This is a genomic window from Paenibacillus sp. TC-CSREp1 (assembly GCF_050171015.1).
Taxonomy (GTDB): Bacteria; Bacillota; Bacilli; order Paenibacillales; family Paenibacillaceae; genus Paenibacillus; species Paenibacillus silvae.
The window spans coordinates 41,576-58,165 of record NZ_JBNOKM010000025.1; the positions used below are offsets into that span (position 1 = coordinate 41,576).

At 46.2% G+C, this 16,590-nt stretch carries 14 protein-coding genes; 1 reads left to right on the forward strand and 13 read right to left on the reverse strand.

Going from position 1 to position 16,590, the window contains the following annotated elements:
• Positions 1-58: 58 nt before the first annotated feature.
• The 6 genes from ACQSGY_RS27120 to ACQSGY_RS27145 all read right to left on the reverse strand — a co-directional run bounded on the left by ACQSGY_RS27120 (position 59) and on the right by ACQSGY_RS27145 (position 7,816).
• A complete protein-coding gene (locus ACQSGY_RS27120) occupies positions 59-1,228 on the reverse strand; it encodes a glycoside hydrolase family 88 protein (RefSeq protein WP_427181702.1) in 1,170 nt (389 codons plus the stop codon).
• A 5-nt stretch (positions 1,229-1,233) separates the two neighbouring features.
• Positions 1,234-2,016 carry a carbohydrate ABC transporter permease gene (locus ACQSGY_RS27125; protein ID WP_427181703.1) on the reverse strand — a complete coding sequence of 261 codons (783 nt, stop codon included), beginning with the start codon at positions 2,014-2,016 and terminating at the stop codon, positions 1,234-1,236.
• A 35-nt stretch (positions 2,017-2,051) separates the two neighbouring features.
• Positions 2,052-3,002 (reverse strand): carbohydrate ABC transporter permease, encoded by a 951-nt coding sequence (locus ACQSGY_RS27130; protein ID WP_427181704.1) that lies wholly within the window; start codon positions 3,000-3,002, stop codon positions 2,052-2,054.
• Between the two features lie 23 nt (positions 3,003-3,025).
• The gene (locus ACQSGY_RS27135; protein ID WP_427181706.1) at positions 3,026-4,309 is read right to left on the reverse strand and encodes an ABC transporter substrate-binding protein; all 1,284 of its coding nucleotides are present in this window, start codon (positions 4,307-4,309) and stop codon (positions 3,026-3,028) included.
• A 231-nt stretch (positions 4,310-4,540) separates the two neighbouring features.
• Positions 4,541-6,019, reverse strand: a complete 1,479-nt coding sequence (locus ACQSGY_RS27140; RefSeq protein WP_427181708.1) for a response regulator transcription factor — start codon at positions 6,017-6,019, stop codon at positions 4,541-4,543.
• A 36-nt stretch (positions 6,020-6,055) separates the two neighbouring features.
• Positions 6,056-7,816 (reverse strand): sensor histidine kinase, encoded by a 1,761-nt coding sequence (locus ACQSGY_RS27145; protein ID WP_427181709.1) that lies wholly within the window; start codon positions 7,814-7,816, stop codon positions 6,056-6,058.
• Between the two features lie 648 nt (positions 7,817-8,464).
• Here ACQSGY_RS27145 and ACQSGY_RS27150 point away from each other — a divergent pair.
• Positions 8,465-8,899 (forward strand): Rrf2 family transcriptional regulator, encoded by a 435-nt coding sequence (locus ACQSGY_RS27150; RefSeq protein ID WP_188591977.1) that lies wholly within the window; start codon positions 8,465-8,467, stop codon positions 8,897-8,899.
• Between the two features lie 52 nt (positions 8,900-8,951).
• Here the strand turns inward: ACQSGY_RS27150 and ACQSGY_RS27155 are convergent, their stop codons facing one another.
• The 7 genes from ACQSGY_RS27155 to ACQSGY_RS27185 form a co-directional block, all read right to left on the reverse strand.
• Positions 8,952-9,314 (reverse strand): VOC family protein, encoded by a 363-nt coding sequence (locus tag ACQSGY_RS27155; RefSeq protein WP_111270911.1) that lies wholly within the window; start codon positions 9,312-9,314, stop codon positions 8,952-8,954.
• 373 nt (positions 9,315-9,687) lie between these two features.
• Complete coding sequence (locus tag ACQSGY_RS27160; protein WP_427181712.1) at positions 9,688-10,725, reverse strand: NAD(P)/FAD-dependent oxidoreductase; 1,038 nt, start codon at positions 10,723-10,725, stop codon at positions 9,688-9,690.
• Positions 10,726-10,887: 162 nt separating this feature from the next.
• Positions 10,888-12,477, reverse strand: coding sequence for a helix-turn-helix domain-containing protein (locus ACQSGY_RS27165; RefSeq protein WP_427181713.1), 1,590 nt, complete (start codon positions 12,475-12,477; stop codon positions 10,888-10,890).
• A 154-nt stretch (positions 12,478-12,631) separates the two neighbouring features.
• Positions 12,632-13,636, reverse strand: coding sequence for an ABC transporter substrate-binding protein (locus ACQSGY_RS27170; protein WP_427181715.1), 1,005 nt, complete (start codon positions 13,634-13,636; stop codon positions 12,632-12,634).
• Positions 13,637-13,930: 294 nt separating this feature from the next.
• Positions 13,931-14,785: a GNAT family N-acetyltransferase gene (locus tag ACQSGY_RS27175; protein ID WP_427181717.1), complete on the reverse strand. Its 855-nt coding sequence runs from the start codon at positions 14,783-14,785 to the stop codon at positions 13,931-13,933.
• A gap of 49 nt (positions 14,786-14,834) precedes the next feature.
• Positions 14,835-15,206: a hypothetical protein gene (locus ACQSGY_RS27180; protein WP_427181719.1), complete on the reverse strand. Its 372-nt coding sequence runs from the start codon at positions 15,204-15,206 to the stop codon at positions 14,835-14,837.
• Between the two features lie 26 nt (positions 15,207-15,232).
• Complete coding sequence (locus ACQSGY_RS27185) at positions 15,233-16,399, reverse strand: ABC transporter substrate-binding protein (protein WP_427181721.1); 1,167 nt, start codon at positions 16,397-16,399, stop codon at positions 15,233-15,235.
• Positions 16,400-16,590 lie beyond the last annotated feature (191 nt).

A 16,590-nucleotide genomic window follows, 5' to 3' on the forward strand; every position in this document is an offset into this window, starting at 1 on the left:
CCAGCCGTTTCAAAAAAATCAAGATGAATACTCAGGCAAATTCCAGGCAGCTGGCGACTTAACCACCTGCATGAGAGCTGCTGCCCCGCTCATACCAATACCCAGGAATCTGCTTTTCCAGGCGAAGTAGAGCTTCAAGATAAAAATAGTCCCCCCAGATCATATAACCATCCAGCCCATAGTTACCCCTGACATGGTATGATCCATGATCGATAAGGCCTTCGTTTTCCTGTGCCATGCCCATTGAAGAATCGGTTAGTGCCCTCATGGTCAGCAAGATTGCATCTTCTAATCGCTGCCTCTGCGGGTCGTCAGGTGTTAGATGCTCCAGTAGTTCCAGCATGCCACAAGCAGCGATGGCGGAAGCAGAGCTGTCCCTACTGGTAGAGTCGTTCACGGGAACATCAAAGTCCCAATAGACGATGCCATCAGCCGGTATTCGTTCTATGAAATAAGCAGCAAGGCGTTTCGAGGTTTCCAGAAAATTGATGTTTTCTGTGTAGCGATAAGATAGAGCGAATCCATAGATGCCCCACGCCTGTCCGCGTGTCCAGGTAGAACCGTCACTGTAGCCTTGATGTGTTCCCCCTCTAATGGCATTTCCGTTTGGGTCAAAATAAAAGGTATGATAGGACGAGTCGTCTCCCCGCACAAGAAATTTCCTTGACAACTCGGCCTGTCGGACGGCAACCTCCGCATAACGGGGGTTGCCCGTTGCACTCGAAGCCCAGTACAAAAGCGGGAGATTCATTAAACAGTCGATGATGATACGCCCCCCATTCTCCGGATCATCTTCCGGCCCCCAAGCCTGAATGAGCCCAGATGTCTCTCGCCAACGTCCCAGTAGATGATCAGCGGCTTGCAGTGCAAGCCGTTTGTGCCGCTCATCCTCTTCAACGATCCAGCCAGCAAGTGCGGATAATCCATATAGGAAGCCAATGTCATGATGTTCTAGAGCATGTTGGGCCTGAAGCCGGCGATGAAAGCAGTCAATCTGGCTATTAGCCTGCAAACGCAGATATTCGTCACCGCTGTACTCGTAACATAACCAGACTATCCCGGTCCAGAAGCCTTCGATCCAGTCCTCGTTATCGCCCCATTCATAACACTTGTCATTGGAAATATGGGGGAACTTCTGATTGTACCGGGACAAATTGTGTTTCGTTTTGAGGACTGCATAATCGATGTGCTCACGCCATTTTATGTTGGTACTTAGAGTTCTCTTCACAGTTTTCATCCTTTCACAGAACCGGCGGTAATGCCCGAGATAAAGTATCGTTGGAAGAACAGAAATACAGTGACTACCGGAATAAGCGACAGTACAGTACCGGCCATAATCAATTGGGTCTGCGATGTGAACTCTCCGTTCAGACTGGCCAAGCCGAGCGGCAATGTCTTAAGACTGTCGCTGGTAAGATAAATAAGTGGAGCCTGAAAATCATTCCACACCCAGGAGAAAGCGAAGATTCCAAGCGTTGCTAACGCTGGCTTGGCCAGCGGCATGATAATTCTCGCAAAGATGCCAAATTCGTTGCAACCGTCGATCCGCGCCGCCTCAGAAAGTTCCTTCGAGATTCCCGACAAAAACTGGCGCATTAGGAACACGCCATAGGGACTAAAGATTTCCAGCAGGATTAGTGCCCAATGGCTGTCGACAAGGCCTAGCTTCTTAATGACGAAATACTGGGGAATCATAATGACCTGATAAGGGATCATAAAGGCTGCAAAATACATGATGAACAATCGGTTCTTCCCGGGGAAATCCAATCTGGCAAAAGCGTACCCAGCCAGAGAACAGGTAATCAACTGCCCCAGAGTAACCAGGATAGAGACCTTCAGAGAGTTGAAATAGTATAATGGAAATGGAATACTGGTCCATACCTCGGCGTAATTCTCGAAGTGAAATACCTGCGGAATCCACTGTATCGGATACTGGAACACTTCCTCCTGCAACTTGAAGGAGGTGGACAGCATCCACAGAAAGGGCACGATCATGACCAGAGATATTAAGATCATGAACAGATGCGCCAGTGATTTAGGCACTGCTCGACCTAGTAGTTGACCCATCGTTTCTCCCCCTTAAATTGAACATAAGTAATCGTCAGAACGATAAGGAACAGCACGATGGCCTCAGCCGAGGCGTAACCAAATGCGGAATTGCGAAACGATTGAACGAAGATATCATAGACAAGCAGCTTCGTGGAGCGGCCCGGACCACCACCGGTCATGACATACACAAGATCAAATGACTTGAACAGATTAATAATGCAGGTAATGATGACAAAGAACGTCACTGGAGATAGCATAGGTAGCGTGATATTGCGGAAGCGCTGCAGAATATTGGCACCGTCAATGTTGGCTGCCTCGTACAGCTCTTTGGAAATTCCCTGCAAACCGGCTAGGAACAGCAGCATATAGTAGCCAGCCATCTTCCAGGCAGAAACAAGTATGATGCTGAGCAAAGCCCAGTTCGAGCTGACCAGCCACCCGGGGGGGTGCTCCATAAACTTGCTGAGGAACATGTTCAGCGGTCCGAGCGTTGGATTGAAAATGGCCTGCCATACCACCGCTACTGCGATAAACGATGCAATATGGGGGAAGAAGAATGCCGCTCTGTAGAGCGACATCCCTTTCATTTTCCGGTTAACAAGCAAGGCCAATGATAGAGATGCAATGATAACGAGCAGGCAGGAGCCAAAGGTGTAGAGCAGCGTATTCTGTAAAGCAATTCGAAAGTTCTCGTCCCGCACAAGCCGGAAATAATTATCCAGACCGTTCCATTTCACCGGATTATACCCGTCCCATTCTGTGAAGCCAAGCCCGAACGCCATCACACTCGGAATAGCGATAAATAACAAGAACCCTAGCAGATTTGGGAGCAAAAAGAGATAGGCTGTTCTCGCTTGCGGATGCATCATCCGTTGCCACAATGACGGTTTTTTGCTTTTTTTCAACAGCCTGGTTTCCTGTGTCCCTAGCGTGCTTTTATTCAAAGAAGACATTTCATCACTTCCTACCTCTTGATCTATTGAATCTCTTGCTCTCTTCTCTTCTTGATGTTCTCGATTGCTTCCTCAGGTGTCAGCTCGCCCAGCAATGCTAATTCTCCTTCTTCTGTCGCGATCGTATTCATCTGGGTAATCCCCTTACGTAATTCTCGTTCCGGAACAGATGTAATGTTGAAGATGGCATCCATGTTCACCGCGTCATTGGTAAAGGTTGCCTTGTACTGATCCTTGACACTATCTGCTGAGGAAGCCGGTGTCTGATATTTGGCCACGATCTTCTGCCCTTCTTCACTGGAAATGAAGCTTATCCATTTCTTGGCTTCTTCGGGATGCTTGGAATCCGAGTTCACGGCATGAACAACGACTGCAGTCATTGTTGTGCCCTTCTGCACTCCCGGCGGATGAGGAACATACGTCATGCCCCAGTTAAAGTTGAGCTTATTGTCCTTCTGATCCTGTTCCAGCATGCCCGGGAACCAGGTTCCCGTAACAACCATGGCATATTTCCCAGTGAGGAAAGCCGTTCTGTAATGTGCATTGGTTGCCTTATTCTCGGCTACGGAAGGCTGTGCACCGCTTTCCGACAGCTCCTTGCGCAGCTTGAGTCCTTCCACATAAGGGGTCAAGTTGTCACTGTAGAGCGAGCTTCCGAGCTGCTGTCCATAGGAGTACCAGGTCTGCGGCCAGTCCGGCATAAAGGAACCGTATATTTTATCTGTCCCGCTTCCGCTTGTCATCTTCTTGGCTAGTTCAACATATTGCTCCCAAGTCAGGTCGTCGCCGGGATATGCAACTCCCGCTTGATCAAAAAGATCTTTATTGTAGTAGAGCGCCCAGCCGTCCGAACGGAATGGCAAGCCGTACAGTCTATCGTTAATTTTCAGATCTTTAAAGAAGGATTGAACACCCGAAAGCTCTGTGTTGTCAGCAGCTGCAAGATCATCGAGTGGCAGCGCGCGCCCCGACGAGGCCAGCTTGTAATATTCATCCAGACTCTTAAAAGCAAAAGCATCAACCTCGCCACCGCCTGTCAGCGTAACGGTTAAACGTTCACTGTAGGTGTTTGCATCACTTTTGGTAAAATCAATGGTGATGCCCGGATTTTTCGCTTCGAACGCCTGAGCCAGTTCATCATACATCCGCTCTGAAGCGCTGTCGTTCCATAGCATGAATTTGATGGTTACTTCCTGCTCCGAAGCTGATGTATTCGCCGCTGTGTTATCTGCTTTGCTCGATCCGCATCCGGCCAGCATCACTGCACTGGCCATAATTCCAATCAAAGGTTTAAACCAATTTCTCATGTAGTCCCCTCCAAGTTCAAATGTGTGAGTATTTCTTACTTGATGTAACTATAATAGAGTTATAGGCTTTTGTCTTTGCACAAATTTCAGTACAATTGTTGAGTTATTCATTTTTATGATAGCGCTTTCCGTTATGTTTATGTCATTTAAAATATCATATATATAACATAATAACGCAAAAAAAGGGGTATTCCCCCTTGGTTAGTCGAATATTCAGTTTTGTGTTCTGTTTTACAGATATCCGCGGTATTCTGAGGGTGTTTTTCCTGTCATTTTTTTGAATACCCGTGAGAAATGACTGAGATTATGCAGACCTACCTGCTCTGCAATCTCTTGTATGCTTACTTCCCTGCGCCGGAGCAGCTCTTTAGCCTTTTCCACCCGAAGGCTGGCCACGAAGGACATTGGCGTCTCTCCAGTCTGTTCCTTAAACAGCGTGGAGAAATAATTTGGATTCAGATGAGCAGCACCGGCCAAGCGGCCAAGCGTTAGCTTCTCTGAATAATGCTCCTGCACATAGCGGATCGCTGATTCCACATCTATGGTCACAGAACGTTCATTGTCCTGCATCACGGTTCTTAAAGCGGTTGACATACGTTCCATGAATTGTCTGGCGGTCGTACAGGAATGGGCAAGACTTATACTTTCCCCCCAAGCTGCGATATGCTCACGATGAAAATATCTGCCGGGAATATTCCGCGTGAGCAGCATCGTTAGCGCCTGAACCAGCCGTTTCGGATGAACGCAGCGCCGCTCGGCGTCCTGCATCAGCTGATCTAAACAATCCATGATGGCATTCGCATTGCCGCCCGCCAGCAAGGCAATCAGATTTTCCTCCTGTTGAGCCTGAAGTACCGGGACGGACATTTGATATATACGCTTGTGCTCATACTCGACCATATGGTTCCAGCCCGTATAGAATAAGTCCGCCTGCAACTCCTCAGCTTCACGGTAAGCCTTCTCCCACTCGTTCGGTCCGGCTACTCTGGAACTGATCAGTATGCCCGTATCTTCATAGCGCTCTAGTAGCAGGCGCGGCGCTTCAATCTCGTCCTCGAGAATAAGATGCAGTCGCTGCTCGGTGTCAACGAATAATCGCCTCTCCGCAATGACGGCTGGATAGGGAAACCCCTCCAGCCAAGCGTGAATATCCGTCTGCCCCCATATTTCCCGGTCCATCAGCATAATAATCCATCTCCAGCCAGCGCAATCCCGCGCACTTGGCCTGAACTGTTTTAGCCAGGCGGATGGAGACTGAAGCTCAAGTATCCGGACTTCAGGCTGTGGCGCTTCCAGCAGTCTGGAACCACCACGCTGCTCGGAAAGCTGCCCGTGAAAGGAATTATATAGCCGCTCCAGGCAGTGTTCGACCTCTCCGGATGATAGATTCAGTTTGTCCATATATTCGAACACTCCGTAGCGTATACCCTGCTTAACGAGCCCAAAGTCGGTATGGCTACTTAGTATACAAATCAGCACTGTCGGTGATATCTCGCGGATACAGCCGATCAGTTCCAGCCCGTCCATTCCCGGCATGCGAATATCCGTAATCACAACATCCGGCTGCAGCTGGATGAACATATCGAGTGCGTCTTTTCCATTACTCGCCTGGCCCGCAATTTCAAATCCGTATTGCTCCCAGGGCACTGTTCTTAGCAGGGCCTCTCTAATTAGCCACTCATCTTCTACCAGCATCGTTCGAATGGACATGTTGTCGCCTCCTTATGAACACAGCTTTTTTTAAGATCATTGTCGCTTCGGCAGCGATATCTCCACCTGAGCGCCAGATCCTGGAGAGCTTTCGAATTGCAAGGTTCCTGCACCACCGAAATACAGGGCAATGCGTTGCTGAATATTGGACAACCCAATACCGGAATATGTTTGCATCTGCTCTATATCCTCCGCCTCTACGATCGCTTCGAGTGGACGACTGGCTGTACCGGCCCCGTTGTCGGATACGGTGATGGTGAAGGTGTCGGATATATCATAGGCCTGTATCCAGATATGGATCGCCGCCTCACCGTACATACCGTGATAGATACTGTTCTCCACCAGCGGCTGCAAAGTAAAGCGGGGGATGTACTGCCCAAGTAGTGCGTCTGGTACATCAATCAGGACATGAATGCGATCCGGGTAGCGAATCCGCATAATTGTCAGGTAATGCTGCAGCGCATCCAGATCATCTTTAACAGTCACGAGCGGGTTCTCCGGATATATTTTTGATGATAGAAAGTATCCCAGAGCATGGACGACCTCACGGATTTTCTCCATCTGTCCATGTAGCGCCAGCCCACTGATCACCGCCAGCGTATTCTTAATCATATGGGGCTGAATTTGCGACTGCAGTGTTTGCAACTCTAGCTCTAGCTTCTGTCGCTGCTCCATCTCCATACGCTCATGCAATTCCTTCAAATCGGAGGTCATGCTCAGGAATGAACGCTGGAGCATATCAAGCTCAGGGTCGGTGCGAATCAGCTGAACATGCGTCCATTCCCCTGACCCGATCCTTCTCATGACCCGGACCATCTGCTTAATCGGCCGCAGAATTCGGCCGGTGAACAAGTGTCCAAGCAGGATGGACAGTAATGCGCAGAGTCCGATGACCACCAACAGGATGTTGCGGATTTGTCCAAGCTCGGACAGGAAATTCTGGTAGGGAATCTCCTTGACGACAACCCAATCATTCAGAAGCTTGGCGGATATATAGAGAGAATTGTCCATGCTCTCACCCTGATTTAGTACGGTGGTGACTTTACCGTAATCCGTTGCAACCGCTTCTTGGAGGATCACAACAGGCACGGTTGTGTCTGAGGCAGAATACACCAGTGAACCATCTGGTTTCGCGATGATGAACTGGTTATTTGAAGCCAGATCGTCTACCAAGGTCGCCACCGAACCCGAAATCATTATTTTCCCCCACTCTGCCCCGGTTTCTGTATCCGTATATCCAGCCTCATAAGTGAGCATAGGCTCTGTTGTGCTTGACGGATCGAACGCCAGATGTGGAGTTACCCACACGAACCGTCCACCGCTTCCGGCTTTCAGCACTTTTTTGAACTCTGCCTTGCTGTCCAGATAATCGGCTAGCCTACTGCCATCCGCTCCCCAACTTGTGAACACTTTGCGGTTATAACCGTAAATTATGATGGAGGGCGTTTTTTCGAATTTGGAAAATACCAGCTTGCTCATCAATTGATTAAACATATCCCATTCCTTGATGTACCGCTTTAGATCGTCCGGAGAAGATTCCGGATCAAGCATCTGGCGGACGCTTTCCTCCTGCCCAAACGATCCGGCGAGCATTTGGTACATGGACAGCTCGCGGTCAACCGAGGCAACTGTCTGTTCGAGTAGACGAGACTGGATTTCCATAGCTTGGTGAATGATTGTCCGCTTGGAGGCATTATAACCAGCCCAGCCGATAACAATCATGGGAAGCACACCGAAGAGCAGCAAGATTACGATGAATTTGGATCGCAGGGTCCATCTGGTAATTTTTGTGCTCACAACCTTCCACCCCCTGTAAGACCGAGAAGTTTTTCCCGCTAAGCCGTGGTGATTGAGTAAATAAATTTAAGTATGTGTTATATGAGCATGGACTTCAAGATAAAAAGAAGGAAATGGTTCAGCAATGAATGAACAGAAGAACAATCGAAGACATACGAGATCGTAATATAACAACTTTACTGAATACAACCTCGAGTATATATCACTAATCGAATCGGAGGTTGTTAATGATGATTAATGCGGGTTTGCTAAAGTCGAACGCCTCTATGCTGCTATTCGTTATCTCAGAACGGTTCAATTGGAGCATGGAGTAAGTACCTATCCTTTTGAATAAATAAGGAGGGCTTTAGATCATGGAACAGAAGATGCGATCGTAAAAGGTATTGAATTAGCACATCAATCAAATTGTGGGCGGTTATAGCTATGACGGAAGTGGGTTTGCACCTTCCCCACAACTTGTAGAAGCAGAATGATTCGATGGACTCCCGGCTCGACTCCTCCAAATCCCGGAACTCGCAGCCATAGCCGACTGTGTTATAGATAGATTTGAATTGGAAGTGATTTTTTATCCTTCCGTTAACCTGATACAGCAGTTGATTGACCTGTTCTTTAAATGAAACTATACTATTGAGCAAGAAGGTGAGTAGATTGAAACAAATAAGTAGTCGCTTTTCGATGGCCGTCCATATTCTTTCCATGATCTCACTGGACCCTCTATATAGTACAGGCGATCGAATTGCCCGTAGCGTAAATAGTAACCCTGTAGTCATTAGAAGAATTATGGCCCAGCTCAAAAAAGCAGGTTATATTGATACAAAACCAGGAGTTGCCGGGGCTTCTCTTTTGATACCTCCTGAAAGATTAACCCTACTGGATATTTTCCAAGCAGTCGAATCTGTGGATGGAAATGAGCTTTTCAAAATTCACAAGGATACTGATCCAAATTGTTCAGTAGGAATGAACATTGAATCTGTTCTATTACCCCAACTCTCTAATGCACAGAAGGCTATGGAGCATGAACTAGCTTCTGTTACTCTAGCTCAGATTGTAGAACAACTACGCATGAAGACAAATGTAAAATAAGCTACTCCTCTACTGGAGTAGCTTATTTTACATTTTTGGATTTTGCACCAATTCAGACAGAAGCTTGCGCAGGCTCAACATATTCAATAAAACTGCCATCAGGATGTTGAACAAAAACGCTTGGACCAATAGGACCATGCTGATCTCTTACGATAAGGGTATTTTGCTTTTTTAATTCTGCCTTCAATTCGTTCATAGAATCAACATACACCACTGCACGGAGTGATTTAGCAGGCTCCAAGGCCTCTGGACTTCCAGATACAATGACGTAAGGATATACTGTGGCTAAAGATAAGCCAGCCTCGGGAATATTCCATGTGCGATCCATAGATCGGTTAGCAAGAGATTCATAATATGCAACAGTTAATTCCAGTTGATCGGTAAAAACAGGTATAAAATGATTTATGATTTTCATATTAACCTCCAATTTTTATTTTTAAATATAACCATAATGGTTATAACTAATTTAGTTATATATGGATGTTTTGTCCTTGTCAAGCTTTCATTGTCAATGAAGTAACTGAACTTACACTGAAAGAACAAATATTCATCTAATCGGTAATGGAGAACAAGTTCTTGTCATTGGCGGGAACTTATACCGACAAACTAAACAAAGCCGCTAAAATAGCGGCTTTGTTTAGTCTTACGTACATATTAAGGGTGTTAGTCTATCTAGCTCAAACACGAGTGTATGTGGGCCGATTGTTATTACAATTGTTTCTGTCTGCTCATCCATGGCCAGTTGCGATTATACCCATTTTCTATTCGTATACTGGCTGCAGACCCTGCTATTTATCGGATACGCCAAGCGCTTTGTTACGCTCTTTAAACCTTTCGTTATGTGACGATACATAAGCCATTCGCGGTGCATCGGGATCTATATATCGTTTGGCGCTGTTAAGCGCTAAGGCAGCATCCGTGAACGCCCCTGCAATCAGGTTCAGCTTGCTGTCGTAATTAACAAAGTCGCCAGCCCCGAAAATACCTGGCAAGTTCGTCTCAAGTTTCGGGCTGACGAATATGTTCCAGTCGTCCATATCCAGCCCCCAATCCTTGATTCCTGTAAAATCGGATTTCAGCCCGTGGTTGATGATAACCTCGTCAACTTCTAGCTCGTGCGAGTTCCCAGATTCGATGTGGGCAATCGTCACCCGTTCAATCGCCTTTCCATTGCCGCTGTATAATTGTGTAATTTCATATGGCGTAAGCACATCGGCAGAGGACTGCTTCATTCGAATAACATTTTTTTCATGTCCGCCAAAGTGATCCCGCCTGTGTACAACCGTCACCTGAGCAGCGATGGAAGCCAGCTCGTTTGCCCAATCGACAGCTGAGTTTCCCCCACCCGAAAGAAGTACTCGTTTCCCTCTAAAAGGCTCCATTTCCTGTACCGTATAGTGCAGATTGGACACCTCGTAGCGCTCAGCCCCTTCCAGTTCCAGCTTCGCCATTCGCAGAATGCCGCGCCCGATCGCCAGAATGACTGTGCGTGTCCAGTGTTTCTCCCCTGTTACCGCCTCCAGAATGTAGGTTGAATCCGCTTGTTTCTCCAATCGGATAATGTGCTGGCCGAATACAATGGTAGGGTCGAACGTCTTCGCCTGCTCCGATAATTGTGCGATTAACTTCTCGCATAGGATGGGGGTAACTCCTCCAACGTCCCAGATCATTTTCTCGGGATAAATAAGCATCCGCCCTCCCAGCTCTTCTTTCGCTTCTATTAACTTCGTCTTTAAATCGCGCATTCCACTATAAAAAGCAGTATACATTCCCGCAGGACCACCGCCGATAATGGTCACATCGTATAATTCAAGCTGCTCAGTCAATTGAAGTCCTCCTCCTGCCGGCTTATGTAAATATCCGCGCTTATGATAATAGTTATCATTATCATTGTAACTTCGACAACGTAACAATAACAATGAACAAAATCGACGTTTGCTTTATACAAAACGGAGGAGCAGACCAACTGGTCGTAAGGAAAACAAAAATCACGCTAACGATCGCAGGATATCATCAATTTTTTTGCCGTTAGAAATAACTCCGTTATTCATCCAGGTTAGAAAATCAACTTCGTAAACGCGGTTGTTTCTTACAGCGGGAAGATCGCGCCACTCTGGCTGCTCCAGTAGTGCCCTTTCCTTCCCTTCTGCTTGGCTATGCCACTTATCGAAAGTAATGAACAGATGGTTCGCGTTTAACGCACTTAGTTCCTCTACAGAGAGAGTGAACATACCCGGTTTATTCAATTTTGAGGTTATCCCTACTGCGGCATGCGAGCGCAAGCCAACATCACCATAGAGAACCGTTGAAACAAAGCCTTGTGCTTCTTCCGTATATTGGATGATCTGGTCCGCCGAGATACGCAAAAAAGCGACCGTTTCATCTTTCATAAGTTTATTCAGCGTGTGGCTCGCGTTCCGAGCTTTGAAAGCATAATTTGTAATAGCATTGTCGGCCAAGTCCATCCGGCCGAAATAATCGGCCACGGTACGCAGCAGTGTACGCCAATTCGTGGTCGGCTCACGCAGGATGCACGTGTTGGATATGCGTCGGCACTGAGAATATTGCTGCTTCTCGTAACGATCGACAAGCAATATCAGATCCGGCTTATAAGAGGAAAGCTCGTCAAAGTTGCCGCTGTTCTCGTCGAACGTCGGAATATGGTTTAAACCTAGATAGTCTTGTTTTCCCCATTTCTCATGTCGATATTGAGCGATCGGCTGCATATCCAGCGCAACGAGAAAATCCTCCAAATACGGCGCTACTACTCTAAGCTCTCCCTTGCGGCTTCGGCGGTATTGTCCGGGCGAGATGCCAACCGTCTGCTTGAAACGACGACTGAAATAATATTCATTGTTGAATCCTGCATTGAGCGCAATATCGAGCAGCCTGTCATCGGCGCTTGCCAACCACTTCTTGGCCTGACTAATCCGTACTTCATTCAAGTACTGAAGCGGTACTTGACCCGTAATCTCCTTGAACAGACGGGTATACTTCCATCGATCAATGCCTGCAAGGGAAGCAAGATCCTCCACGGTCAGAAGCTCGCGGTAATATTCATGAATGTGCCGTATACTAAGCTCTACCCCGTGATGCTCGATATCTGTTCCATTATCTTTGGTTGCGGGTGCATTTTGGTGAAATAGATAGAGCAGCAGCTCCTGGAATTTGACAAATCGTTGGAACAGCTCGAGCTCGCCTGTCGCTCCGTCAAGTCCATATAACTCATCAAGCAGATCCATCGCCTTCGCGAAGGGTGCGCAGGAAAGCTCGTGCTTATCCGGCAGCAAACCTGAAACTTCACCATCGCCGATCGTTGTAAAGCAAATTCGGTAATAGCTGCAGTTTATAACCTGTTGTTCAATAGAGAAAGGTCTGCCAGGTCCCTGTAAATAGCATTTTCCTTGACCCGTTCCATTCATAATAAAGAAGAGATAGAAATCTTCCTTATCGTCTCCGTCTCCGCCGTCCCAGTCACCTGTTTCTCCTTGCTCACCCACAACAAAGAAGCGGATCGATCGTAGCACATATTGAACTGAAGGAGCCGTCCCCGCTTGTTTGCCCTCTTCAATATCCATTTTTACTATCCAACGCCTTTCAATTGATATTCATTCTCAATATATATAGTGTAAATTAAAAAGAGCCGCCCTTCAACCTTCGTTGAAGAGTGACTCGTTCTTGCTCTATGATGGTGCTGATCCTTCTCCATAAACGTAATCTCTCTGATCCCTGTTATGAAGCTAACAATCGAAGCAAATCATCCATCTTCAACCCGTTGGCCGTAATGGCTCCCGTCTGCCAGTATGATCTTTCAACGGGATATACATGGCCGTTCTTAAATGCGGGAACGGTCTTCCATAACGAATTAGCCTTCATTTCTTCAAGTGCTTTTGCGTTACTCTCTTCCTCCCACGTTCCGTTGGACGGAAGCAAAATAATATGGTCCGCGTCAAGTTCAGGAATGACCTCGTTCGACAAGACGATATTGCCCTCCGTCATCGCTTCGGCGAACGCTGGTGCCTTCAGCCCAAGCTCCTTATACAAGATTTCTCCGACAAAGGTGTTATGGATACCGAAAATATTAATCGATTTGTCTGCGACGTTCATCCGCAGAACAACGATCTTCTCATCGCCGATCGCCGAGTTCAACTTTGCTTTCACATCGGCAATACGAGTATCATAATCGGCAATAACCTGCTCCGCTTTATCGCTGAGACCAAGCAGATCGGCGATTAAGGTCAAAGTTTTACGTGAATCCGCAAGTACATCGTCCGGCAAACGAAATGTCGGAGCTACTTTGGAATAAAGCTCGTATTGTTCTGCATCGACCTCTCCCGCACCGATGATTAAGTCTGGCTCGGATATAAGCAAAGCTTCGATATTTCCTGTTACATCGAACAACGGCACGTCCAGCTTCAGATAATCCTGCTTACCCCACATCGGGTTATAATATTGCACAATAGGCGTTACCCCAAGTGCAACCAAATAATCTTCACGATAAAGAGCTGAGATTCTCTTCGGATTGGTCGGAATCGCTACCTCTCCAAAGCCATCGGTTACAATGCGTGTTTCGGTCTGAGGTAGCGCCTCGCTGGTCGCAGCCGTTGCCTGTCCAGTCTGATCGGCAGGTACTGTAGACGCACCTTGATCGCTTGTCGATCCGCAACCTGTCACCATAATCATTGCTGCCGTTATAAGCGATATCCACCTGATTTTCATAAATTCTGAACTTGCCATGTCTGCCTTCACTCCCGTAAGTTTTATGTATTGTAGCAAAATAATTCGTTAATTTATAATGATAATCATTATCATTTTGCTTGAGTCGATTTTACCCCATTTCGGATTGCATGCTCAATATACATTCTATATGATCGGCTTTATACAAACTCGTCATTTTCGTATTTCAGATAAAATGTTTTATCCTTTTCTGACCTTGGCTCCGAAAAAAATGTACCGTTAACATAAAACAAGCCGCTAAAATAGCGACTTTAATTTGGAGTATGTTGTTGTCTGAAATCGTAGTGTCCTTTTTTAAACATCCAATGCTTTGAGTTCTAATTTAACAGGAAAGGTATACCCCATCGATTCCAACAAGCTCATTGCTTCCCTATTTTGTTCATTAACCAGCGTATTAACTTCGTTCCGGCCATTGTTAATGTGGTACTCATATGCCTTCGTTATAAGCAGTTTAGCCAGTCCTTTATTACGCCATCTCGGAATGACGAATAATCTTTCAACGGCACCAGTCTGCCAGCACATAACACTGCCAACAAGTTCATCGCCTTCAAATGCGGAAATCGTATGCAGCTCTGGGCCACCCATCATCCATTCCAGCATATTTACACTTCGGTATATGACGCCTTGATAAAATTGATTTTCCAGTTCGGTATATCGGATTCTCTCCTCTTTGGATTCCATTGGGTGAAACTGAACTTGGACTCCAACAGGCGTACTGACCACAGGTATCGGTTTTTCAAGTGAACGCTTTGCTACATAATAGGTCTGATAAGCTTGAAATCCTTTCTCTTCGTAAAATTCTCTATCTCCATAAAAGTCTTTCCACGCAACCAGTTTTGTTATTTTGTTTGGATTACGGAGCCTACGACACATATCTAAAAATACGGGATAAAGAGCCGTTCTCAGTTCATTCATACGATCTAGCGCTAATTCATTAGTAGGCATCTCAATTTCGAATACATCATGATCATCAGCTATTCCATGCCGCAAGTATCCCACACCAATTAAATGCTCGTGCTCGTTAAATACACAACACATTCTCTGATAATCGTAATCTTTATTGTACTTAAAAAATATCCAAGCTTTGTGACTTAAATCTTTCACTGCCTCCTCTAATTCAGTGCAGTATGGACGAATTTGTAGTGACATTCTAATGTCCTCCTTAAAGTGTTTTCAATCAGCAAAGGAAACCTTTGTATTAGTCCCTATTCCCTTCATAAGAAGAGTGGGAAATTATATTCTGCAGCAGACCTACTGCTTTTTCTGAAAATGCGGTTGCCCCGAACAACGTTGCCGTTTGTTCTAGGTGGGATATGATGGCTTGTATCATTTCTATATCGGATGCCGTCAATATTAGCGCGGGTAGTGCATAAGTTTTATCTTCATACTGATACCCTCGCCTTTTAGGATTGTAGATCAGAGGAGCACAAAGCGTATTGGTTAAATATTCGATATCCCTACAGGCCTGCCGAACGGATATTTCAAAATGCTCCGACAAATGTCCGCTATTAGGGTACTTTCCGAACCGCACCTGCTCATCAAACCACAGAATTCGATGCATATTGCCCATTTTGTCTCACCACACGTTCCTTTTTTCTATGTATGAAGCATTTCGTCGTATTGTCTTGCGATTCTCCCCAGACGTTCTTCTACATTGATTCGACTTTCTCGAAATATCCATTCCTGGAATGCATCATTGTTCCAAAAACGCCATAGCTTCATGCTGGACACATCAAATGCGCTCTGCCTTGCATTCTCTAACGATTCGAGAAAAGGGATATATAAGGGATCGGACTGCTGTCCGCTTATTTCAGCTGCTGTACGCGATACCACCAGATTATGTTTAGCCCATTCTCTGCCCGGCTCTGTATGTGGAGAAGCAAGCTCCTGAAGAAATGCCCAGGCCAGCTGCACATCTTGGCACTGTGCGGAGATGCAGTATCCATAAACCTGGACAATGTTGCGCAGCGGCTCTTCTCCCATACGAGGAGGCATAACAACACCAAACGTTTCCCGTTGCTCTTGCCCCATAGGTTTAATCGTCCAGTTCGCATCGTAATACATCGCCATCTTATGGTGTACAAAGCAGGAAAACCAGGTATCCCTTCCTACATCCTCAAAAGGCGTTATTTCTAGAGGGTGGTACATTTCAAGGTACCTCTGAATCGCTTCAACAGTTTCAGCCGAATCCAGATAACCGGCTGCCTTCGTTCCATCCTCAGATAAAAACGCTCCTCCATTGCTCCACACAAGCGGCTCAACTGGAAGAAGCCTTGGGACCAAATAAGCCCCGTAGCGAATTACTTCGCCATCCACATCATAGCGGTTCAACATACGGGCTTTTTTCACAAATTCGTCCCAGGTCCAATTTTCCTTTGGATAAGCAATTCCGGCTTGGTCAAAAAGAGCTTTGTTGTAGAAAACCCCAGTCGTTTCCGCCATTACCGGAATAGCTCCCATTCTCCCTTGATCCTTAGTAGCCTGGAGTATTGACGGATAGAAGTCCAACAAGTCGAACGATCCATCTTCTAGCAGGTTATTGAGCTCCAGAATGATTCTACGATCGAGAAGGCTTCCGATGTCGCTGCCGTCCCACTCGATCAGATCAGGGGCATTACCATGTTGGACACGCTGCTCGAGTATCTCTCTGGGCAGAGGTTCGATCTCAATAAACACTCCTCTATGCTTTTCCTCAAAATTTTTCTTTGCCATCTCAAGTACCTTCTGTTTTTTATCATCGCTCACGGTGACTGTTAATCTCATCTGCATATGCTCCTTTCGTTTAACTGACATAATCATACAACAACTGGTATGACACAATGTGTCATGGTAAAAAAATAGAAAATAAAATCTGGAAGAAAAATAAAAAAAGCCGCTAAAATAGCGACTTTGATGAACATATGCCAGCAAATCTTCAGACACATAACGAAGCATTTATTCGAACAATATTGCCG

What these genes read in the sequence shown, in the direction of transcription:
- ACQSGY_RS27135 (WP_427181706.1), bottom strand. Translation starts at nt 4,309, where the DNA reads ATGAGAAATTGGTTTAAACCTTTGATTGGAATTATGGCCAGTGCAGTG.
- ACQSGY_RS27165 (WP_427181713.1), bottom strand. Translation starts at nt 12,477, where the DNA reads ATGGATATTGAAGAGGGCAAACAAGCGGGGACGGCTCCTTCAGTTCAA.
- ACQSGY_RS27185 (WP_427181721.1), bottom strand. Translation starts at nt 16,399, where the DNA reads ATGAGATTAACAGTCACCGTGAGCGATGATAAAAAACAGAAGGTACTT.
- ACQSGY_RS27130 (WP_427181704.1), bottom strand. Translation starts at nt 3,002, where the DNA reads ATGTCTTCTTTGAATAAAAGCACGCTAGGGACACAGGAAACCAGGCTG.
- ACQSGY_RS27180 (WP_427181719.1), bottom strand. Translation starts at nt 15,206, where the DNA reads ATGGGCAATATGCATCGAATTCTGTGGTTTGATGAGCAGGTGCGGTTC.
- ACQSGY_RS27125 (WP_427181703.1), bottom strand. Translation starts at nt 2,016, where the DNA reads ATGATCTTAATATCTCTGGTCATGATCGTGCCCTTTCTGTGGATGCTG.
- ACQSGY_RS27155 (WP_111270911.1), bottom strand. Translation starts at nt 9,314, where the DNA reads ATGAAAATCATAAATCATTTTATACCTGTTTTTACCGATCAACTGGAA.
- ACQSGY_RS27170 (WP_427181715.1), bottom strand. Translation starts at nt 13,636, where the DNA reads ATGGCAAGTTCAGAATTTATGAAAATCAGGTGGATATCGCTTATAACG.
- ACQSGY_RS27140 (WP_427181708.1), bottom strand. Translation starts at nt 6,019, where the DNA reads ATGTCCATTCGAACGATGCTGGTAGAAGATGAGTGGCTAATTAGAGAG.
- ACQSGY_RS27175 (WP_427181717.1), bottom strand. Translation starts at nt 14,785, where the DNA reads ATGTCACTACAAATTCGTCCATACTGCACTGAATTAGAGGAGGCAGTG.